A 17,961-nucleotide genomic window follows, 5' to 3' on the forward strand; every position below is an offset into this window, starting at 1 on the left:
ATCTATGTCTAACATTTAACATTTAGCATTTATCAATTAACAACTGACGTTCAGCAGTTAACAAGGCCTTGGTTAGCGAGCAGTGAAGTTCATAGCGCAGGTGGGTTGGCTGCTGAATGTCAATTGTTAACTGTTAATTGGTAAATGTTAAATGTCAGTTGTCAACGATTAGGCCGTCGCGCACCCGAATCATGCGCTGGGTCTGGGCGGCAATGTCGTTTTCGTGGGTCACGATAATCACGGTCATTCCCTCGCGGTGCACCTGTTTGAAGATGTCCATCACCTCCTGAGTGGTTTGCGTGTCGAGGGCGCCCGTCGGCTCGTCGGCCAGAATCAGTTTGGGTTGGCTAATAAGCGCGCGGGCAATGGCTACTCGCTGCTTCTGCCCGCCCGATAGCTCGCTGGGTAAGTGGTCGGCGCGGTCGGCGAGGCCTACCCGGTCGAGGTATTCCAGGGCCATGCGGTTTCGTTCGCGACGGCTTACTTTCTGGTAGTAAAGTGGTAGCGCCACATTTTCCAGCGCGTTTTTGAAGCTCAGCAGGTTAAACGATTGAAACACAAACCCTAAAAACTTATTGCGGTAGTGAGCGGCCCGGGTCTGCGATAAGTTTCGGTCGATGCGGGTGCCTGCCAAAATGTAGTCGCCCTGGTCGAAGTCATCAAGAATGCCTAAGATGTTGAGCAACGTGCTCTTACCCGACCCCGACGAGCCCATGATACTCACTAACTCACCTTCCCGGATATGCAAATCTATACCCTTGAGCACCTCTAGCCGGGTTGTGCCAACTTCATAGCTTTTCCGAATATTCTGCAACTCAATCATAAACGGCGGCGAGCTATTTTACTCTGTGTGTTTTGCAAGGTAGTAGGCAATACAAAGTAGGTGGTCAGCGTTTTTAAATCCAACTGCAAAGCAATATATTTTTAAAACGAACCATTTACGTCGTTTGTATCTGGTGGCGACGCTCGAATAGATGCCCCTCCTTTGATAATGGTTGCCTAATGCTTTAGAAGACACTTAAAATATTAAGCTGTGTGCATGTAAGCAAATTATTTAAATACTCAATTGACGAATTGTGACCTAAAAATCAACTGCTTACAGCCTTCATCGACACAGCCCAGTAGGATAGTTCAATCAACAGGATTCCAGTTGCAACACGCTCTTCCGGCGCGGACGACGACCGTGAGCAGCCGGTAAAACAACTCTAATCTTCTCTGCTTTCTCGGCTTGGTGTAAAGCAAAGCCCCCGGTTGCACAACCAGAGTTATCGACTCGGATCTTGATTACTTTGTAAGGAGCCACTTAGATTCGGATACGCGCCACCACTGGGCATAAAGCACGACACCAGTCCGCTACTTCTTGAAAGCCTTGCAAACAAAGCCAGGACTCGAACCGCTTTACATTTGCACCATGAACAACAGCATGAATCTAACAGAAAAGATATTGCGGATTTGCTCCTTAGTATTGGTGCTTAGCAGCCTGGCGCTGCGCCTGCCACACGTCATCAACTTGGACGATGCGCAAAGTATACTGACTGCCGGTCTTCTCCTAGGCCTTCTGTCCTATAGCAGCTACTCCCGGCGGCTCCGGCGTCGCAACGAAGAACTGGAGCGGCAACTAGATGAGCACCAGGCAAAATGATTTCTGGTTTACATTAACTGAGTTGGTGCACTTGCTTTGCATTCCAGCTCTTCTCTATACGAGCAGCCTTTACCTCTTGCACAATGGCTGAGCTGCTAACCGTTCCACCGTCCGGTATTGCTCCTTAGTAGTGTTGATGTTTTTGCTCCTCTATTAGTTAGCTATAACAACCTGCGCAACTCTGGAACAAACTAGAGGTTTCAGTGAACTAGAAAATATGAGCTAATGGTCGGAGCGGAAGCCGAGGAATGTTGTAGATATATTACTCGCCACTCAGCAGCTTGATATGCGCCAAGTGGTGGCGGCCATGCCAGCTGTATTGCACTAAGGCTTGGTCGAGGGTGTAAGTTTGCTGGTAGGTGGGATGATAAAAGGTGCGTTGCCACTGCTGCTCGGTGAGGTGCCAGAGCAGCGTAACCCAGCGCGAGTGCAGCGCCTCCAGCAGTGCCAACGATACCGTGACGGGCGTGGCATCAACATCGGGGAGGGTAGCCCAAGCGTTCATATCGAACGGTCGGATGGTGGGGTGGTCTTCGGTAAGAGCTAGACGGTAGCGCAGGTAGAAATTCAGGTGTACATCGGCTACGTGGTGCAGCACCTGCCGGCCCGTCCAGCCGCCGGGGCGGTAAGCGTTTTCCAGCCGTACGCCACCGGCTTTGCGAGCCGCAGCCGTCAGTTGGACAGGCAGCGCCGCAAGTTGCTCGATATAAGTGGTACGCTCAGCGGGGGGCAGGGGCGCTTCGGGCAGTGTCGGTCGTCCAATGGGATACTGCAAATCGGCAAGGTTGTGTTCCATAGCTCGCGAACATAGAATAACCGCTGAAGTTAACTATCAAGCTGCCAACGCCTCAGAACCAGAAGCAACGAGAAGACAGTGATGCCGTTTGAATGTCGGCACTACGTATATGCAATTCAAAAACTCAGCCGTTGCTAGATAAGTGCAGTCTGGTTTAGGTGAAGATGGCTATGCAACTGTTCAATTGCTAGCCACCACTGCCAGCTCTTCGGGCTTAGTAGAAGGTATTGATTCACTGTTGGCTAAAACGAAAAACACCGAAGAAAAATAACTTGGTTGAAACCAGCCGCAAATGCGACCGTGCTTATCAAGTTATTTTTCTTCGGTGCCGACCACGCCACCAAAAACCGCCGGTTTTGTATTGGCAGTTCTTGTGATGCGCTATTTCTTGGTGGCTTTCATTATCCAGTTCGCTACGGCTGCTACCGTCACAGTGCTGGCGGCCGCTACGGCTGCCACTACCTTGTGCCCATCCGGAGTTGCGGGCGAATTCACTAGATCCTGATACCGCTTAAGCGGATTAGTCTCGGTCGATTGCTCGGTGGTGGGCGCCGCCGACTGCTCGGAAGCGCTGGCCTGCATATCGGTGTCTTGCTGCGAATTGTCGTTGGTGGAAGAGTCGTTCATGGGAGTAGGAGAAGTTTGAGGTTGTTGCGTTAAGGCGTCTACGTCTCTCACCAAACGTGAGGCCAGTAGCAGCAGACCGCCGCCTAAGATTGCCACTACTACATACTTCACGTTGGGTTAGTACGAATGGTGATTGAAGATAAACAAACGCGGGCTAAGTCTCCAGGGTTGTTGGTAATCAGTTGAGTACTGCAATTAATACGCAAGCTGAAGTGTTGATTAGGCGTATGAGTGGCGTAGCCGGAAAAGCAAAAACCCCACCTCTGGGTTAGAGGCAGGGTTTTCGTGGTAATGGTTGGAATCGAACCAACGACACCAGCATTTTCAGTGCTGTGCTCTACCAACTGAGCTACATTACCAGCTCTTGGTGCCCCCGAAAGCGTTTTAGCCGTTGGGGAGCACAAAAGTAGTAAACCAAAATCAACCACCAACACTTATCATAAAAAAATCTTTCCGATGGAAAAGCCGTAAATTGTTATGCATAACGAGTATATTTCCACCTGAATTCCAACCCAATTCTTCTTCCTGTGCATTTCTCCATTCAGAACCTCCTCTTCCTGCTGGTCGCCATAGCAGGCTTCGGCCTGTTCGCGTGGCAGGCCCGGAAAATCCGCGCCAACATCCTAATGGGGCGCGACCGGGACATGAGCGGCAATGTAAGCGAGCGGCTCAACAAAACGCTGCTGGTTGCTTTCGGTCAGTCCAAAATGTTCAAGCGCCTCACGCCAGCCTTCCTGCACCTGATTGTGTACGTAGGGTTTCTGGTAATCAACGTCGAGGTGATTGAAATCATGGTGGACGGCATCTTTGGCACCCACCGCTTTTTACAATTCCTCGGTCCCGTCTACGATGTACTCATGGCCACCAACGAAGTGCTCGGCGCGCTAGTTATCGTTGCGGTGGCCGCGTTCTGGTGGCGCCGCAACCGCAAGCCGCCCGTGCGCCGCTTTCAGGGTCCTGAGTTGCGCATGTGGCCCCGGCTCGATGCTAACATCATTCTGTATATCGAGGTGATATTGATGGCCGCCTTGTTCACCATGAATACGGCCGACCTGAAGCTGCACCAGCTGCGTGGCGCCGAGATGCCGGGCACATTCCCTATCAGTAGTTTGCTGGTTGGGTTATTTCCGAGCAACGAAGCGGCGCTGCATGTGTTGGAACGTGTGGGCTGGTGGGCGCACATCGTCGGTATCTTGTGCTTCCTGAACTACCTGCCGAGCTCCAAACACTTCCACATCATTATAACCTTTCCAAACGTGTACTACTCACGGTTGGTACCACAAGGCCAATTCTCGAACGTGGAAAGCATCACCCACGAGGTGAAAGCCATGATGGACCCTAGTTACGAGGTGCCGGCTCCCGCCACTGCCCCCGATGGCTCGGCCCTCGCGCCTACGCCCTTCGGCGCCAAGGACGTAAACGACTTGGCTTGGACCAACTTGCTGAACGCCTATTCCTGCACCGAGTGCGGCCGTTGCACCTCGGTATGCCCGGCCAACATCACCGGTAAGCTGCTCTCCCCGCGCAAAATCATCATGGATACGCGCGACCGGATGGAAGAGAAATACAACTCACCGTTGATTTTCAGCCCCAACCTTTATGGGCAGGAAGCCAAGCACGACTCGCAGGAAGTGCTCGACAAAGAAAACCACACGCTGCTGCGCGGCTACGTAACGCCCGAAGAACTGTGGGCCTGTACCACCTGTAACGCTTGTGTAGAAGCCTGCCCCGTGAACATCAACCCGCTGGAAAGCATTGTGGAAATGCGCCGCTTTCTGGTACTGGAAGAGTCGGCGGCGCCTAATTCCTTGAACGTGATGTTCAGCAACATCGAGAACAACGGTGCCCCCTGGGCCTTCTCGCCTTCCGACCGTTTCAACTGGGCCGACGACCTGTATGTGGCGGAAAAGGAAGCTGTAACTGCCTAACTCTGAACGTTGTGCCAGTACTTGCAAAGTGTTTGGTACTGGCACGGAAGTTCGTATCACAACGACTACTTATTCCCACTCATTATAATGGCTGAGCTAACTGCCAAACGACAAATAAGTGTCCCTCTCATGGCCGACCTCGCTGCCCAAGGCGAAACGCCCGAAATTCTGTTTTGGGTGGGCTGTGCCGGGGCTTTCGACGACCGATACAAGCGCGTAACCCGCGCCTTTGTGCGTATTCTGGAGCACGTAGGAGTGAAGTACGCGGTGCTAGGTATGGAAGAATCCTGCACCGGCGACCCAGCCAAACGGGCCGGCAACGAGTTCCTGTTTCAGATGCAAGCCATGCAGAACATCACCACGCTCAACGGCTACGGCATCAAAAAAGTGGTAACGGCCTGTCCGCACTGCTTCAACACCATCAAAAACGAGTACCCCGCCTTAGGTGGTGAGTACGAAGTGATTCACCACAGCACTTTCTTGCAGCAACTCATCAACGAGGGCCGCGTGAAGGTGGAAGGCGGCGAGTCGTACAAAGGCCGCCGCATCACGTTCCACGATTCCTGCTACCTCGGCCGCGCCAACAACATCTATGAGGCGCCCCGGGCTGTGCTCGAAGCGCTGGACGCCGATCTGGTGGAAATGAAGCGCAGCAAAGCCAACGGCCTCTGCTGCGGCGCTGGCGGTGCTCAAATGTGGAAAGAGCCGGAGCCCGGCAAGAAAGACGTCAACATCGAGCGCACCGAGGAGGCACTCGCCACCCTCGATGGCAATGCCGCGGCCTTGGACAACCTTTATGGCGTGGAGAGCGGCAATGCTGGCGCTACGCCTGCTCCCAAAGCGAACGGCCAAGGCAGCATTATTGCCGTGGGTTGCCCGTTCTGCATGACCATGATGAGCGATGGTGTGAAGAATAAGGAGCGGGAAAGCAACGTCCAAGTCTTCGACTTAGCCGAGTTGGTGGCTTCTGCTGAAGGCTTGAACGCATAATAACTTATTGAAAGCTTTCAGTATTACCAGCCAAGCAAGGCTACTTGTATACCAACAACGCGCCGCCCCGTACTAGATTAAAATCAGGCAACCCCGCTGGAACTTACCGGCGGGGTTGTTCTTTTATAGAAAATAAATCAGTGAAGTTTGTCGTTTAATAAGAACGTCATGCCACCTGGCTACCGACCTCCCTACCATGTACGTTCCTTTCAGTGACTTACCCGAATCGGCCCGCATTTGGATCTACCAGGCCGACCGGCCGCTGACTGCTGCCGAAGTGGCGGCGGTGCAGCCCGCTCTGCGCCACTTCGCCGACGAATGGACCAGCCACGGCCGCAGCTTACAGGCTTCAGCTGAAATTGTTCATCAGCAGTTTCTCATTATTGGGCTTGACGAGGCCGTAGCAGATGCCAGTGGCTGTTCAATTGATGCCTCTGTGCGGTTTGTGCGCGGCGTAGAAGAAGCCTTGGGCGTATCGTTACTGGAAAAGTCGCGAATGGCTTTTTTGGTGAATGGACAAGTGCAGTTGCTCGACCGGCGTGAGTTGAAAGTAGCCGTGGCGGAAGGCCGGCTCCTGTCGAGTACGCCTTATTTCGATGCTACGGTGGCTCGAAAAGCAGAATTGCAAAAGTCTTTCCCGGCGGCAGCCAACCAAACGTGGCTTTCCCGGTACTTCAACTAAGCAAGGAAAAATTTGCTTTACGGCTATTATCCTTTCTAAACTTAGTATTATTAGGCTTAGGAAGCCTCCTTTCATTATGGCTCGTTTTCACTTCCATCCTTCACTCCCAATGAGGAAATTTCTACTAGTTTGCGCTACAGCCAGCTCCGCCGCTCTGCTGGGCGGTTGCGCAACTACGGACAACCTAAGCAAAGCGGACAAACGCTTTGCCCGTGGCGAGTACGAAACGGCAATACAGCTTTATAAGACGGATATCACGCGTGGTAAGAACGCGCCGGTAAACAATTACCGCATCGGGGAGTCCTACCGACTTTCCAACCGGGTAGAGCAAGCCGAGAGTTACTACAAAGCCGCCATCGACGGCAAGGTGAAAGCGCCTGATGTGGTGTTTTACTACGGTCAGGCCCTGAAAGCCAACGGAAAGTTCGAGGAAGCCGCTGCCCAGTTTGATGCGTACGGACAGAACAGCGCCGGCCGGAAACTAGCCCCATTAGCCGAAATAGAGTCGAGAAACGCCAAGATGGCTACCACCATCGTGGCTATGCGCACCAACAACGAGGTAATGGCCCTCGACCAGGTGAACACTCCTGCGGCCGAGTTTGGCTCCACTCTTATCCCTGATACCAAAGAGCTGGTCTTTGCCTCCGGCCGCGAAGGCAAGAAGTACCTCGGCAATGGTGAGAATTTCAACGACCTGTATGCCGTCAAGTTCGACGATGCCGATAAAATGACCGGTGGCACGGTGCGCAAGCTAGACCCCCTTTTCAACACCGAGAACAAGCACGAAGCCAGCGCCACCTATACCCCCGACGGCAAAGTCATGGTCTTCGCCCGCTCCAATGATGGCACGAAGAAAGGTCTGCTGAGTGTGGATTTATGGATTTCGTATTTTAAGAATGGCGCTTGGTCGGAGCCGGTGCTCGCCAACATCAACGACCGCACCACCGACGATTTCGCTCCGGCTTTTGCCCCCGACGGCCAAACGCTCTACTTCACTTCCAGCCGCCGCGGTGGCTTGGGGGGCAACGACCTTTACAAAGCGACGCTCGGGCCGAATGGCCGTTTCTCGCCCGCCGAGAACCTTGGCGACCAAATCAATACGCCGGGCAACGACAACTTCCCAGCCGTGGCCCCCGACAATACGTTGTACTTCTCCTCAGATGGACAGCCCGGCCTCGGCAAGCTCGATATATTCATTGTTGATAAGGGGAAAGTGGTCAATCTGGGTACTCCCGTCAATAGCTCAGGTGATGACTTTGCTCCCTATTTCACGGGTAAAAACGTAGGGGTTTTCTCGTCGAACCGCGCAGGTGGTAAGGGGTCCGACGACCTTTACATGTTCCGTAAGAAGCCGCTCAAACTCGTTACTTTCTTTGCGGATGGTACGCTGGTGGAGCGCAACGACAAAACCGGCGAAACCCTGCCCGTAAGCGGCGAAACAGTGACCTTGTTCGCTAAAAACGGCCAGAAGTTGCAGGAGGTAACTACCGCTGCCGACGGTAAATTCACCATGAAGCTCGATTCCGCGGCCGCCGACTATTCATTGATTGCCGACCGGCCGGGTTATTTCGCAGCTCGCAACTCGCTTAGTACAATTGGCCGCAAGCCCGCGCAAGATCAGCTGCCAAACGAGGTGAACGACATTAGGGTGCCCGTAACGCTGACGCTAACTAGGATTGTGAAGAACAGGGCCATCGTGGTCGACAACATCTTCTATGATTACGACAAAGCGGATATCCGGTCAGATGCCGCCGCCGAGCTCGATAAGCTGGTCTCAACCTTGAACGATAACCCCAAAATCACCATCGAGCTAAGCTCGCACACCGACTCGCGCGGTAAGGACGCCTACAACCAAGCCTTGTCGCAGAAGCGGGCGCAGTCGGCTGTCGATTACATTATCTCCAAGGGCGTCGACAAAAGCCGTATCACGGCCAAAGGCTACGGCGAAACGCAGCCGGTGCTCAGGAATGCGAAGACGGAAGACGAATTTCAACGCAACCGTCGCACTGAATTCAAAGTGACCAGAATTGCCGAGTAGGCAAGTTCAAGCACGCTTTGAAAAGCCCCCGCACCTTATGGGTTGCGAGGGCTTTTTTCAGTTATGCTAGACAAGGTAGCGCTGAATTCAGGAGCAAGTTTCGGCACCAAGCATACGCTCAATAACCACAGAAAATAGAGGCAACAACCCATTCAAGGAAGTGGCACAATCCTTGAATTTAAAGCAAATGCGAGGGCAAATGGATTGCTTTCGTGCAACGTACTACTGCCATGAAAAAGGCGCTATTTTTTTGCCTAAGTCTGCTTCTACTGACTGCGGCGCAACTGCGGGCCGCTCCGGCCAACGTGAACTTCACCTCCGAGCGCGGCGCGCCTTTCAACCTGCGGTTTGATGGCCGGGCCCTAACTCGGGGCGGGGCTCGCCAGGTGCACATCGACCGGATTGCTCCGGGGGTGCACTGGGTGGAATTTGCAATTCCGGCCGGATATGGCCGCTCTATCAACTACCGCACCCGCGTCTTCCTCGACCCCGGTTTGGAAACCAGTTATGTTCTGCTAACCCGCCCAGGGTTTGCCCCCGAACTGCGCAAAGTGGCGGCAGTACCCATGCGCGGCGGCTATGGCCCCGGCTACGGAGGATACCCCAACGGTGGACCCCGCGGCCGCCAAGGCGGCTATCAAAACCAAAACGACGATTACGATCAAGACGACTACGGCAACCAGCCTCCTGCGAATCCCGGCAACGGCGGGTATAGCAACGGTGGTTACAACAATAACGGCAACAGCAGTGGGGACTACTCGAATGGCAACAACGGCGGCGAGTATGCGGGCAGCAGCGCGAGCTACAACCGTACTATGAGCCCGCAAGATGTGAATGGCCTGCTAAATGCCTTGCATCGGCAATCGTTCGACAAAGACCGGATGCCGATGGCCCAGCAGGCACTCAGCGAAAGCTCTATCCGAGCCGAAGATTTAACCCGGTTGATGAAGGAGTTGAGCTTCGAGGATTCGAAACTGGAACTAGCCAAATACGGGTCGAGCCGCGTGACCGACCGCCAGAACTTATACCGCCTCAATGAAGCCTTTACGTTCTCGTCTTCGGCTAGCAAGCTGCAAGAATTTCTGGCGCAGCAGCAACAGCAATACTAACCAGCGAGCCAGCAGCAATAAAAAAGGCTTCCGTGCGAACGGAAGCCTTTTTTGTGTGTTAAGGAGAAGTTGAAACGGCAATTTACCGCAGACGGTCCATGCTACGTACTAGTTGCTCGTCGCGGCGGATAAAGCGGTTGGCCAGCAGGTTCAGCAGCAAGGCCAGGGTGGGAAGATAGAAGCCTGCCTGGTAAGTGCCGAGCATCTTGATGTTCAGCATTTGCTCGCCGAGGTTCGAGAAATAAAAGCCCGCTCCGATAGTGCACAAAACTAGCAGCAGGTTCAGCATGCCCAGTTTGAGTTGCAGGAAACGGTTGCGGAATTGGAAAATCTCGAATAGGGCCACGGCGGCCGAAGCCACGGCAAACGCGGCAATAAGCCACACGTTGGCTGGTGCTGGCAAACCAGCGCCGGGCTTGTTGTAGGTTAGGCGGGTAGCCGTCAGTACTAATTCCTGGCCCGTAATAGGGTCGGCCTTGTGCCAGATAGGAAGGAAAAGTACGGCAATCATGCTGAGTGCCAACAGCAGCAGGAATACGCTTTGGATTCTTTGTATCATCTTTGTGTTTTGACTGTTTGCGCCACCCTGTGCGGGTAGGCCGGCAAAAATAGCCAACAACGACTGGAATAACTGCATTCTAACTAGACAATGCCCACTGCTTATATAGTTGACGCCGTCCGCACCCCGATCGGCAAATTTGGGGGTGCGCTGAGTAGCGTCCGCCCCGATGATTTGGCCGCGCACGTCCTGCGCGAGTTGCTGCGCCGCAATCCAACCGTAGATAAAGCGGCTATTGAAGACGTAATAATGGGAGCCGCCAACCAAGCCGGCGAAGACAACCGCAACGTAGCCCGCATGGCGGCCTTGTTGGCCGGGTTGCCCGTCACGGTGCCCGGCGTAACGGTAAACCGGCTGTGCGCCTCCGGCCTGCAAAGTATCATGGATGCTTCACGCGCCATCAAGGCGGGGGAAGGCGACGTGTACTTGGCCGGCGGCGCCGAAAGCATGACCCGGGCGCCCTTCGTGATGGCTAAGTCGGAAACGGCTTTCGGGCGCGAGCTGACGGCCCACGATACCACGTTGGGCTGGCGCTTCACCAATCCTAAACTAAGCAAGCTCCACCACCCGTACGCCATGGGCGAAACCGCCGAAAACGTGGCCCGCAAGTACGGCATCAGCCGCCTAGAGCAAGACGAGTTTGCCTTCGAGTCGCAGCGTCGGTACCATCGGGCCGCCGAAAAGGGCCGTTTCCGTAAGGAGATAGTACCAGTGTTTGTGGCCATTCCGAAAGGGGATGCTGCCCTGTTCGACACCGACGAGCCGCCTCGGCTAAGCACTATAGAAAAATTGGGTTCGCTGAAGCCGGCCTTTCAACCCATTGATGGCACGGTAACCGCTGGTAATTCGGCGGGCATCAATGATGGTGCTGCCGCTGTCATGGTGGTTAGTGAAGAAGCCGTGAAGCGCTACAATCTGAAGCCAATGGCCCGGGTAGTTGCCTCGGCAGTAGCGGGCGTCGATCCGGCCTACATGGGCCTCGGACCGGTACCTGCCACTCGTAAGGTGTTGCAACGGGCCGGCCTGACTCTGAACGACATCGGGCTGATTGAGTTGAACGAGGCATTTGCGGCGCAAAGCATTGCCTGCATTCGCGACCTAGAACTGAACCCCGAGATTGTGAACGTGAACGGCGGCGCTATTGCCATTGGCCACCCACTCGGAACCAGTGGTTCGCGTCTCACGGCCACGCTATTACACGAAATGCAGCGCCGCCAAGATGTGCGCTACGGCCTCGTGACGATGTGCGTGGGAGTAGGGCAAGGTGCCGCCGCTATTTACGAGAAGGTATGATTAGTTTTTCGTTGTTGGCTTTTCGTTTTTCGGCCTCAGAATGCAGTTGCATGGGGGCCATCAACGAACAACGGAAAGCCAACAACGAGAAAAGAACTCATGCTTGATCCGCTTCTCTCGCCCACGTTGGAGCTGCCGCAATGGCAGGCACGGCTGCGGCCATGGTCTTTTGCAGATGCGCCGGCTTTGGTGGAGTACGCTAACAATCAGCGCATAGCGCAAAATCTGCGCGACACGTTTCCCCATCCTTACACCAAGCAGGATGCCGAGTTCTACCTTTGCCTGATGGCCGACCAGCAGCGCGACCTACACTTGGCTATTGAGGCAGATGGCAACGCCGTCGGTAGCATTGGGGTGCATTTCAAAACCGATGTGCGCCGCCGCTCTGCCGAAATCGGGTATTGGTTGGGGCAGCCGTACTGGGGCCGCGGACTAGCCACGGCCGCCGTACAACTGGTGTCAAACTACGTTTTCGCGCACTTCGATGTGTGCCGGCTCTACGCGGTGGTGTTCGAGTCTAACCCGGCCTCGGCGCGGGTATTGGAAAAGGCGGGATTTGAGTTGGAAGCTCTCATGCGCAAAAGCGTAGTAAAGGACAAGGGAATCCTCAATTCTCTACTCTACGCAAAAATCAAGGAAGAGTGAAAGATTGCGAGTGAAGCAATCGGTACCAAGAGGCAACCCCAATACGTAGAGCCTCAACTCTTTATTCATTCCAGCATGCGCTACTTTCTTCACCTCGCCTACGACGGTACCCGCTACCACGGCTGGCAGGTGCAGCCCAACACCCTCACGGTGCAGCAGGAACTGGACCGTTGCTTGTCGCAGGTGTTGCGGCAGCCGGTGTATTCGTTGGGCAGTGGCCGCACCGATACGGGCGTGCATGCCAGCCATCAAGTAGCGCACTTCGAGGCCGATTTACCGGATACTCTGGACCTGGATACGGTTCTTTATCGCCTCAACCGCGCGTTTCCCCCTGATATTGCCGCCTACGCCGTGCATCCGGTGCCCGACCAGGCGCACGCCCGCTTTTCCGCCGATGCCCGCACCTACGAGTACTATGTGCGCCTCGTGCCCGACCCCTTCAGCGTTGGTCGGGTGCTCTACCTCGACCGGGCCCCGGATGTGGCGGCCATGAATGAGGCAGCCGCTTTTCTGCTTGGCTCGCGCGACTTCACGGCTTTCTCGAAGGTGAAGGGCGGTGAAAACCATTATGTCTGCGTGGTGTATGAGGCTCGCTGGCACGTGATGCCCGGCGGCTTGGTATTTCGGATTCGGGCCAATCGATTCGTGAGAGGCATGGTCCGGCTGGTAGTGGGTACGCTCCTGACCGTGGGCCGCGGCAAAATTTCACCGGCGCAATTCAAGCAAATTCTTCACGCCCAAAGCCGGGTAGATGCCAGTGGCGCCGCGCCGGCCCAGGGCTTGTACCTGAGCCGTGTGGAGTACATGCTTGATGTGGTGCTAACAGAACTTATGCCCCCTGGTTTGCCGTACTTTGTGGGACGCTAAGAGCATATACCGCTGAGATACCAGTGTGCTTAACGTGCTAATGTGGCTACCCTACTTATCATGCTTCGGCAGGCGGACGCCAAGCAAAGCAGGACGCGCCACTAAATAAGGTCTGCAACTTCGTGTCCTTGCCGCTGGTTACAGCTTCTCAAATCCCATCTACTTTGGACCCAACTACTCCCGCTACCAAATCCGGCAACATCTTCGACTGGCAGGTGCTGCGCCGGCTCCTGGTGTATGTGCGGCCCTACAAGCGCATCTTCTACTTACTGGTATTTCTAACGGTAGCCGCCGCTGTACTCGGCACGTTGCGGCCGTTCCTGATCCAGCGCATGGTCGATGTAACCATTGAAGACGGCGACTGGCTGGGGCTGAACAAGATGTTTGCCCTGCTGCTGGTGCTGCTCGTAGCGCACGCGTTTGTGAGTTATCTGCAAACGTATTTCGGCGGCTGGCTCGGGCAATACATTGTGCGCGATATTCGGGTTGACTTGTACAAGCACATTCTGAATCTGCGGTTAAAGTTCTTCGACCGGACGCCCATCGGCGTGCTTACAACCCGCAACATTTCTGATGTAGAAACCTTATCGGATGTGTTCAGCGAAGGACTAGCGGCTATGCTCGGCGACATTCTGCAACTGGTGTTCATCATGGCTTTCATGTTCTACATCGACTGGCGCCTAACCTTGGTGAGCTTGTCGGTGATTCCGCCGCTGCTCTTCAGCACCTATGTGTTCAAGGAGAAAGTGAAGAAGTCGTTTCAGGAGGTGCGCACGGCCGTGGCTAACCTCAACGCCTTCGTGCAAGAGCACCTAACGGGCATGAACGTGGTGCAGATTTTCAACAACGAGCAGCGCGAATACCGCAAGTTCGAGGCCCTCAACCAAGAGCATACCCGCGCCAATATCCGGTCGGTGCTTTACTATTCCATCTACTTTCCAGTAGCCGAAGTATTGGGTGCCGTGGGCGTCGGGTTGCTGGTGTGGTACGCGGCGCAGGGGCAGATTGAGGGCACCATATCGAAGGGCGCCCTTATTGCCTTCATTATGTACAACGCCTTGTTCTTCCGTCCGATCCGCCAGATTGCCGACCGGTTCAACACCTTGCAACTGGGCCTCGTGAGCACCGAGCGTTTGCTGAAGCTGCTCGACAGCCAGGACTATATTCCCAACAACGGCACTTTGGCCCCGGCCACGCTCCGCGGCGAAGTGGAATTCGATAAAGTCTGGTTTGCCTACAACGACGAGGAATGGGTACTGCGCGACATCAGCTTTAAAGTGGAGCCCGGCCAAACGGTGGCCTTTGTAGGTGCCACCGGCGCCGGCAAAACCAGTATCATCAACTTGCTTAGCCGCTTCTACGATATCAACCGCGGCCACATTCGCGTGGACGGCCATGATTTGAAGGAGTATGACCTGAGTGCCCTGCGTCGGCGCATTGGCGTCGTGTTGCAAGATGTGTTTCTGTTTGCGGGCACCATCCGCGACAATATTACGCTGGGCAGCAAAGACATAACCGACGAGCAAATCTGGGAAGCTGCCGATTTGGTGGGCGCCCGCCGCTTTATCGAGCGTTTGCCCGGCTCCCTCAACTACCCCGTGATGGAGCGCGGCGCCACGCTCTCGGTGGGGCAGCGGCAGCTAATCAGCTTCGTGCGGGCCATGGTGTATCAACCCGCCGTTATCGTGCTCGACGAAGCTACGTCGTCGGTTGATTCCGAGACCGAGGAACTGATTCAAGCCGCCATCGAAAAGCTGATGCAGGGCCGCACCGCGTTGGTTATTGCCCATCGGCTGAGCACCATCCAAAAAGCCGACCGCATCATCGTCATGGATCGGGGCGAAATCAAAGAGTCGGGCCGCCACGAGGAACTGCTGCGCCAAAGTGGCTACTACGCTCAGCTTTATCAGATGCAATACCGCGACGTGCTCGGGGTAGTCAAAGATGAAAGCTAAGCTTCCATCCGCACACAGTTCCTGCTTCAATTTTAAGCTAACTAAATGAACCGCGTTTTTTTAATCCTCTCTCTCTTCCTTATTGTCGCGGTTGGAGTGGCGTATTATGTGTTAGGCGGTTTCAAGCAAGCGGAAGTGAAGCTGGAAACCACAACGCAACCCATATTCCTGGCCGGTAGCTATTTCGAGGGGCCCGGCAACAGCGAAGCCTTCGGCGACTTAACCCGTAAGGCGTACGAAATCCGCACTTCGGGTAAGTTGCGCGGTACCTTTGGCAACATCTTCTACAATAATCCAACTTTCTCCGGCGAAACGGCCAAGGTATTCGTTGGTCTTGTGGTAGACGATACCGTGTCGCAGCAACTGCCAGCGGGGTACCAGTACCGGGTGTTTCCGGCCGGGCAGCGGGTGCTGCACGCTACCATCGAAGCCAGCTACCTCGTAGCCCCCGACAAACTCTATTCCGGCGTGAAAGACCAAGCCAAGCAAAATGGTCTAGCGTTGCAGAACGTGTATCTGGAGCGGTTCCCGAACACTGGTCCCGTAGAAGTATGGGCGGTGGTGAAGTAAGCGTAAAGCAACTCGCCCCCTCCGCTAACGTGCTAAGTTGTGGGTTTACGTATCTCACAAAGCAGAGGGGCAAACCGCCGCAAACTGTAAGCTAGAAGCCCCAAGCTTCACTCCATACTAGCCGAGCAAAGGCCCAACCGAAAGCTGTATTTGGTTGGGCCTTTGCTTGCGCTCTGCTTCCAAGGTAGAAACTATATTCAAGCTACTATCATATCAGTACTTATACTAGTAAGCCCGCAATTCCTATCCGTATTAACGCGTAATTCCGGGCGTTTGTGCTCGTTGTAAGAACCTTAAATGCCACGGTAAGTACAGCTTAACAGCTTTGTAAAAAGCGCATTTCGGGGTAGGATGATTTGTAACCATCCTCGAAAAGTCTTGAACTGTCACCGCCTCACCTCCACCTCCAAAACCAAACTCCTATGCTAGCAATGGACTATCGGGGCCCGAAAAGGGTTCGTGCCACGCAAAAACCGATGCCTGAAATCAAGCATCCGCAGGATGCTATTGTCCGGGTCACGCGCTCCTGTATCTGTGGCTCCGACCTGCACTTATACAATGGCAACGTGCCGGATACCCGCGTCGGTATGACTTTTGGCCACGAATTCACTGGCATTGTAGAAGAAGTAGGGCCCGATGTAACGAAGATCAAGGTCGGTGACCATGTGCTGGTGCCATTCAACGTGGCCTGCGGTGAGTGCCACTTCTGCAAGCAAGGCATGTTTGGCAACTGCCACGAGTCGAACACGCAGGCTAGCGCCGTGGGCGGCATCTTTGGCTACTCCCACACGGCGGGCGGCTACAACGGTGGTCAGGCCGAGTACGCCCGGGTGCCCTACGCCAACGTGGGCCCCACAATCATTCCGGAAGGCATGGACCCCGATGACGCCGTGCTGCTGACCGATGTAGTACCCACCGGCTACCAAGCCGCCGAAATGGCTGGTATTCAGCCTGGTGATACAGTAGTAGTGTTCGGGGCAGGTCCGGTAGGCATTATGGCGGCACGCTGTTGCTGGTTGTTTGGGGCTGGTCGCGTTATCATTATCGATAAGGAAGACTACCGCTTAGAGTTCGCCCGCGACTACGCTAACTGCGAAGCCTACAACTTCGAGAAAGACATGGATGATCCGGTGGTGTTCATCAAGAAAATCACCGATTGGATGGGTGCCGACTGTGTGATTGACGCTGTAGGTGCCGAGGCGGCTGGCAACGCCATGCAAACCATCACGGGCCGTAAGCTGCTGTTGCAGGCTGGTTCGGCTACGGCGCTTCATTGGGCTGTTAATTCCGTGAAGAAAGGCGGCGTGGTATCTATCGTGGGGGTATACGGCCCAACCGACAACCTCGTGCCAATGGGCAACGTGTTGAACAAGGGACTGACAATCAGAGGCAACCAAGCTTCAGTAAAGCGCCTGCTGCCACGCTTGATTGAGCACGTGCAGAATGGGGTTATCAATCCGAAGGCGCTGATTACGCACCGGATTCCGCTAGAAGAAGTTGCCGATGGCTACCGCATGTTTTCGGCTAAGCTCGACAACTGCATCAAGCCTGTGCTAGTTTTCCCTTCTGCCAACATCTAACGCCGACTACCGATGGAAAATACCTTGAAAGACCCGCAGAAGTTACCCGGTTGGGGAATTGACGCAAACCCTGAAAACGACCCTACGTACCCGATGCGGGAGCCCCGCATGAACGTGTCGCAGGATCTTGATAGCAAGCACCGCCCGGCTTCCCTTCAACCTGTTGACGTTGAAGTATTGAAGTCCATTGAGCGCCCCACGGTATCAGCCGTTTTCGGCGAGTCGTCGCCTCCGGTTGGGTTGAGTGGCATGATCCGGCGGTTTGCTTTCAAGTACAGCGAATCGCACTACGGCCACTGGTTGCCTCTGTTGCTAGCCGACCGGGTGAACGTGGTGGAAGGCATTGTCGAAGACTTTGCCCATGGCAAGGTGCCCAACATTTTCGCCGAGAAAGGCTATGCTGTGGAGTGGAAGCACAATCGGACGGCCTTCGTTACCAAGATGGCCACTATCGTCGCCCTAACGGCCGGCACGATACTGCTGCTGAGCTCTGGCAATAAAAAGTCGTACAAGCCAAAGCGCCGCGGCTACTACAGATAAGGAGAGAACAGATTTTAGCCTTGCTAAAAGCAAAAAGACCACTGAACGCATGTTCAGTGGTCTTTTTGCTTTTAGAAACGTTGGCGTCGGGGTGGCAGGATTCGAACCTACGGCCTCGTCGTCCCGAACGACGCGCGCTA

17 protein-coding genes and 1 tRNA gene are annotated in these 17,961 nt (G+C 54.7%); 13 read left to right on the top strand and 5 right to left on the bottom strand.

All coding sequences use genetic code 11. The features are described from left to right. Positions 1-154: 154 nt before the first annotated feature. Complete coding sequence (locus ACFE7X_RS22805; RefSeq protein WP_375437993.1) at positions 155-823, bottom strand: ABC transporter ATP-binding protein; 669 nt, start codon at positions 821-823, stop codon at positions 155-157. 588 nt (positions 824-1,411) lie between these two features. On the opposite strand from ACFE7X_RS22805, the gene ACFE7X_RS22810 reads away from it, so the two are divergent. Then, the gene (locus tag ACFE7X_RS22810) at positions 1,412-1,642 is read left to right on the top strand and encodes a hypothetical protein (protein ID WP_375437994.1); all 231 of its coding nucleotides are present in this window, start codon (positions 1,412-1,414) and stop codon (positions 1,640-1,642) included. A gap of 262 nt (positions 1,643-1,904) precedes the next feature. Here the strand turns inward: ACFE7X_RS22810 and ACFE7X_RS22815 are convergent, their stop codons facing one another. The 3 genes from ACFE7X_RS22815 to ACFE7X_RS22825 all read right to left on the bottom strand — a co-directional run bounded on the left by ACFE7X_RS22815 (position 1,905) and on the right by ACFE7X_RS22825 (position 3,424). Further along, positions 1,905-2,438: a YfiT family bacillithiol transferase gene (locus tag ACFE7X_RS22815; RefSeq protein WP_375437995.1), complete on the bottom strand. Its 534-nt coding sequence runs from the start codon at positions 2,436-2,438 to the stop codon at positions 1,905-1,907. A gap of 381 nt (positions 2,439-2,819) precedes the next feature. Next, on the bottom strand, positions 2,820-3,065 hold the full coding sequence (locus ACFE7X_RS22820) for a hypothetical protein (RefSeq protein ID WP_375437996.1): 246 nt from the start codon (positions 3,063-3,065) through the stop codon (positions 2,820-2,822). A 286-nt stretch (positions 3,066-3,351) separates the two neighbouring features. Continuing rightward, positions 3,352-3,424: transfer RNA gene (locus tag ACFE7X_RS22825), tRNA-Phe, on the bottom strand. Between the two features lie 168 nt (positions 3,425-3,592). Here ACFE7X_RS22825 and ACFE7X_RS22830 point away from each other — a divergent pair. The 5 genes from ACFE7X_RS22830 (at position 3,593) to ACFE7X_RS22850 (ending at position 9,812) form a co-directional block, all read left to right on the top strand. After that, positions 3,593-4,993: a 4Fe-4S dicluster domain-containing protein gene (locus ACFE7X_RS22830; RefSeq protein ID WP_375437997.1), complete on the top strand. Its 1,401-nt coding sequence runs from the start codon at positions 3,593-3,595 to the stop codon at positions 4,991-4,993. A 129-nt stretch (positions 4,994-5,122) separates the two neighbouring features. Continuing rightward, positions 5,123-5,983, top strand: a complete 861-nt coding sequence (locus ACFE7X_RS22835; protein ID WP_375437998.1) for a (Fe-S)-binding protein — start codon at positions 5,123-5,125, stop codon at positions 5,981-5,983. Between the two features lie 196 nt (positions 5,984-6,179). Next, on the top strand, positions 6,180-6,665 hold the full coding sequence (locus tag ACFE7X_RS22840) for a hypothetical protein (RefSeq protein ID WP_375437999.1): 486 nt from the start codon (positions 6,180-6,182) through the stop codon (positions 6,663-6,665). 109 nt (positions 6,666-6,774) lie between these two features. After that, positions 6,775-8,703, top strand: coding sequence for an OmpA family protein (locus ACFE7X_RS22845; RefSeq protein ID WP_375438000.1), 1,929 nt, complete (start codon positions 6,775-6,777; stop codon positions 8,701-8,703). A 230-nt stretch (positions 8,704-8,933) separates the two neighbouring features. After that, entirely contained in the window at positions 8,934-9,812 is an 879-nt protein-coding gene (locus ACFE7X_RS22850) for a DUF4476 domain-containing protein (protein ID WP_375438001.1), read from the top strand. 82 nt (positions 9,813-9,894) lie between these two features. On the opposite strand, the gene ACFE7X_RS22855 is transcribed toward ACFE7X_RS22850, so the two are convergent. Next, a complete protein-coding gene (locus tag ACFE7X_RS22855; protein ID WP_375438002.1) occupies positions 9,895-10,371 on the bottom strand; it encodes a DUF4293 domain-containing protein in 477 nt (158 codons plus the stop codon). A gap of 90 nt (positions 10,372-10,461) precedes the next feature. Between ACFE7X_RS22855 and ACFE7X_RS22860 the strand changes: the two genes are divergently transcribed. From ACFE7X_RS22860 to ACFE7X_RS22890, 7 genes are all read left to right on the top strand, one after another. Next, positions 10,462-11,664 (top strand): thiolase family protein, encoded by a 1,203-nt coding sequence (locus tag ACFE7X_RS22860; protein WP_375438003.1) that lies wholly within the window; start codon positions 10,462-10,464, stop codon positions 11,662-11,664. Between the two features lie 99 nt (positions 11,665-11,763). Beyond that, positions 11,764-12,309: a GNAT family N-acetyltransferase gene (locus ACFE7X_RS22865; protein WP_375438004.1), complete on the top strand. Its 546-nt coding sequence runs from the start codon at positions 11,764-11,766 to the stop codon at positions 12,307-12,309. A gap of 75 nt (positions 12,310-12,384) precedes the next feature. After that, positions 12,385-13,176, top strand: coding sequence for a tRNA pseudouridine(38-40) synthase TruA (gene truA, locus ACFE7X_RS22870; RefSeq protein ID WP_375438005.1), 792 nt, complete (start codon positions 12,385-12,387; stop codon positions 13,174-13,176). 164 nt (positions 13,177-13,340) lie between these two features. After that, positions 13,341-15,131: an ABC transporter ATP-binding protein gene (locus ACFE7X_RS22875; RefSeq protein ID WP_375438006.1), complete on the top strand. Its 1,791-nt coding sequence runs from the start codon at positions 13,341-13,343 to the stop codon at positions 15,129-15,131. Positions 15,132-15,176: 45 nt separating this feature from the next. Then, positions 15,177-15,701 (top strand): hypothetical protein, encoded by a 525-nt coding sequence (locus ACFE7X_RS22880; RefSeq protein ID WP_375438007.1) that lies wholly within the window; start codon positions 15,177-15,179, stop codon positions 15,699-15,701. A 422-nt stretch (positions 15,702-16,123) separates the two neighbouring features. Next, positions 16,124-17,281, top strand: a complete 1,158-nt coding sequence (locus tag ACFE7X_RS22885; RefSeq protein WP_375438008.1) for a zinc-dependent alcohol dehydrogenase — start codon at positions 16,124-16,126, stop codon at positions 17,279-17,281. A 12-nt stretch (positions 17,282-17,293) separates the two neighbouring features. Beyond that, positions 17,294-17,821: a hypothetical protein gene (locus tag ACFE7X_RS22890; RefSeq protein ID WP_375438009.1), complete on the top strand. Its 528-nt coding sequence runs from the start codon at positions 17,294-17,296 to the stop codon at positions 17,819-17,821. Positions 17,822-17,961 lie beyond the last annotated feature (140 nt).

It is taken from the genome of uncultured Hymenobacter sp., assembly GCF_964242765.1.
Taxonomy (GTDB): Bacteria; Bacteroidota; Bacteroidia; order Cytophagales; family Hymenobacteraceae; genus Hymenobacter.

Excerpts from the sequence above, each read along its gene's own strand:
- ACFE7X_RS22815 (WP_375437995.1), bottom strand. The coding sequence starts at position 2,438 with ATGGAACACAACCTTGCCGATTTGCAGTATCCCATTGGACGACCGACA.
- ACFE7X_RS22890 (WP_375438009.1), top strand. The coding sequence starts at position 17,294 with ATGGAAAATACCTTGAAAGACCCGCAGAAGTTACCCGGTTGGGGAATT.
- ACFE7X_RS22855 (WP_375438002.1), bottom strand. The coding sequence starts at position 10,371 with ATGATACAAAGAATCCAAAGCGTATTCCTGCTGCTGTTGGCACTCAGC.
- ACFE7X_RS22860 (WP_375438003.1), top strand. The coding sequence starts at position 10,462 with ATGCCCACTGCTTATATAGTTGACGCCGTCCGCACCCCGATCGGCAAA.
- ACFE7X_RS22820 (WP_375437996.1), bottom strand. The coding sequence starts at position 3,065 with ATGAACGACTCTTCCACCAACGACAATTCGCAGCAAGACACCGATATG.
- ACFE7X_RS22835 (WP_375437998.1), top strand. The coding sequence starts at position 5,123 with ATGGCCGACCTCGCTGCCCAAGGCGAAACGCCCGAAATTCTGTTTTGG.
- ACFE7X_RS22845 (WP_375438000.1), top strand. The coding sequence starts at position 6,775 with ATGAGGAAATTTCTACTAGTTTGCGCTACAGCCAGCTCCGCCGCTCTG.
- ACFE7X_RS22840 (WP_375437999.1), top strand. The coding sequence starts at position 6,180 with ATGTACGTTCCTTTCAGTGACTTACCCGAATCGGCCCGCATTTGGATC.
- ACFE7X_RS22810 (WP_375437994.1), top strand. The coding sequence starts at position 1,412 with ATGAACAACAGCATGAATCTAACAGAAAAGATATTGCGGATTTGCTCC.
- ACFE7X_RS22850 (WP_375438001.1), top strand. The coding sequence starts at position 8,934 with ATGAAAAAGGCGCTATTTTTTTGCCTAAGTCTGCTTCTACTGACTGCG.
- ACFE7X_RS22880 (WP_375438007.1), top strand. The coding sequence starts at position 15,177 with ATGAACCGCGTTTTTTTAATCCTCTCTCTCTTCCTTATTGTCGCGGTT.
- ACFE7X_RS22865 (WP_375438004.1), top strand. The coding sequence starts at position 11,764 with ATGCTTGATCCGCTTCTCTCGCCCACGTTGGAGCTGCCGCAATGGCAG.
- ACFE7X_RS22885 (WP_375438008.1), top strand. The coding sequence starts at position 16,124 with ATGCTAGCAATGGACTATCGGGGCCCGAAAAGGGTTCGTGCCACGCAA.
- ACFE7X_RS22805 (WP_375437993.1), bottom strand. The coding sequence starts at position 823 with ATGATTGAGTTGCAGAATATTCGGAAAAGCTATGAAGTTGGCACAACC.
- truA (WP_375438005.1), top strand. The coding sequence starts at position 12,385 with ATGCGCTACTTTCTTCACCTCGCCTACGACGGTACCCGCTACCACGGC.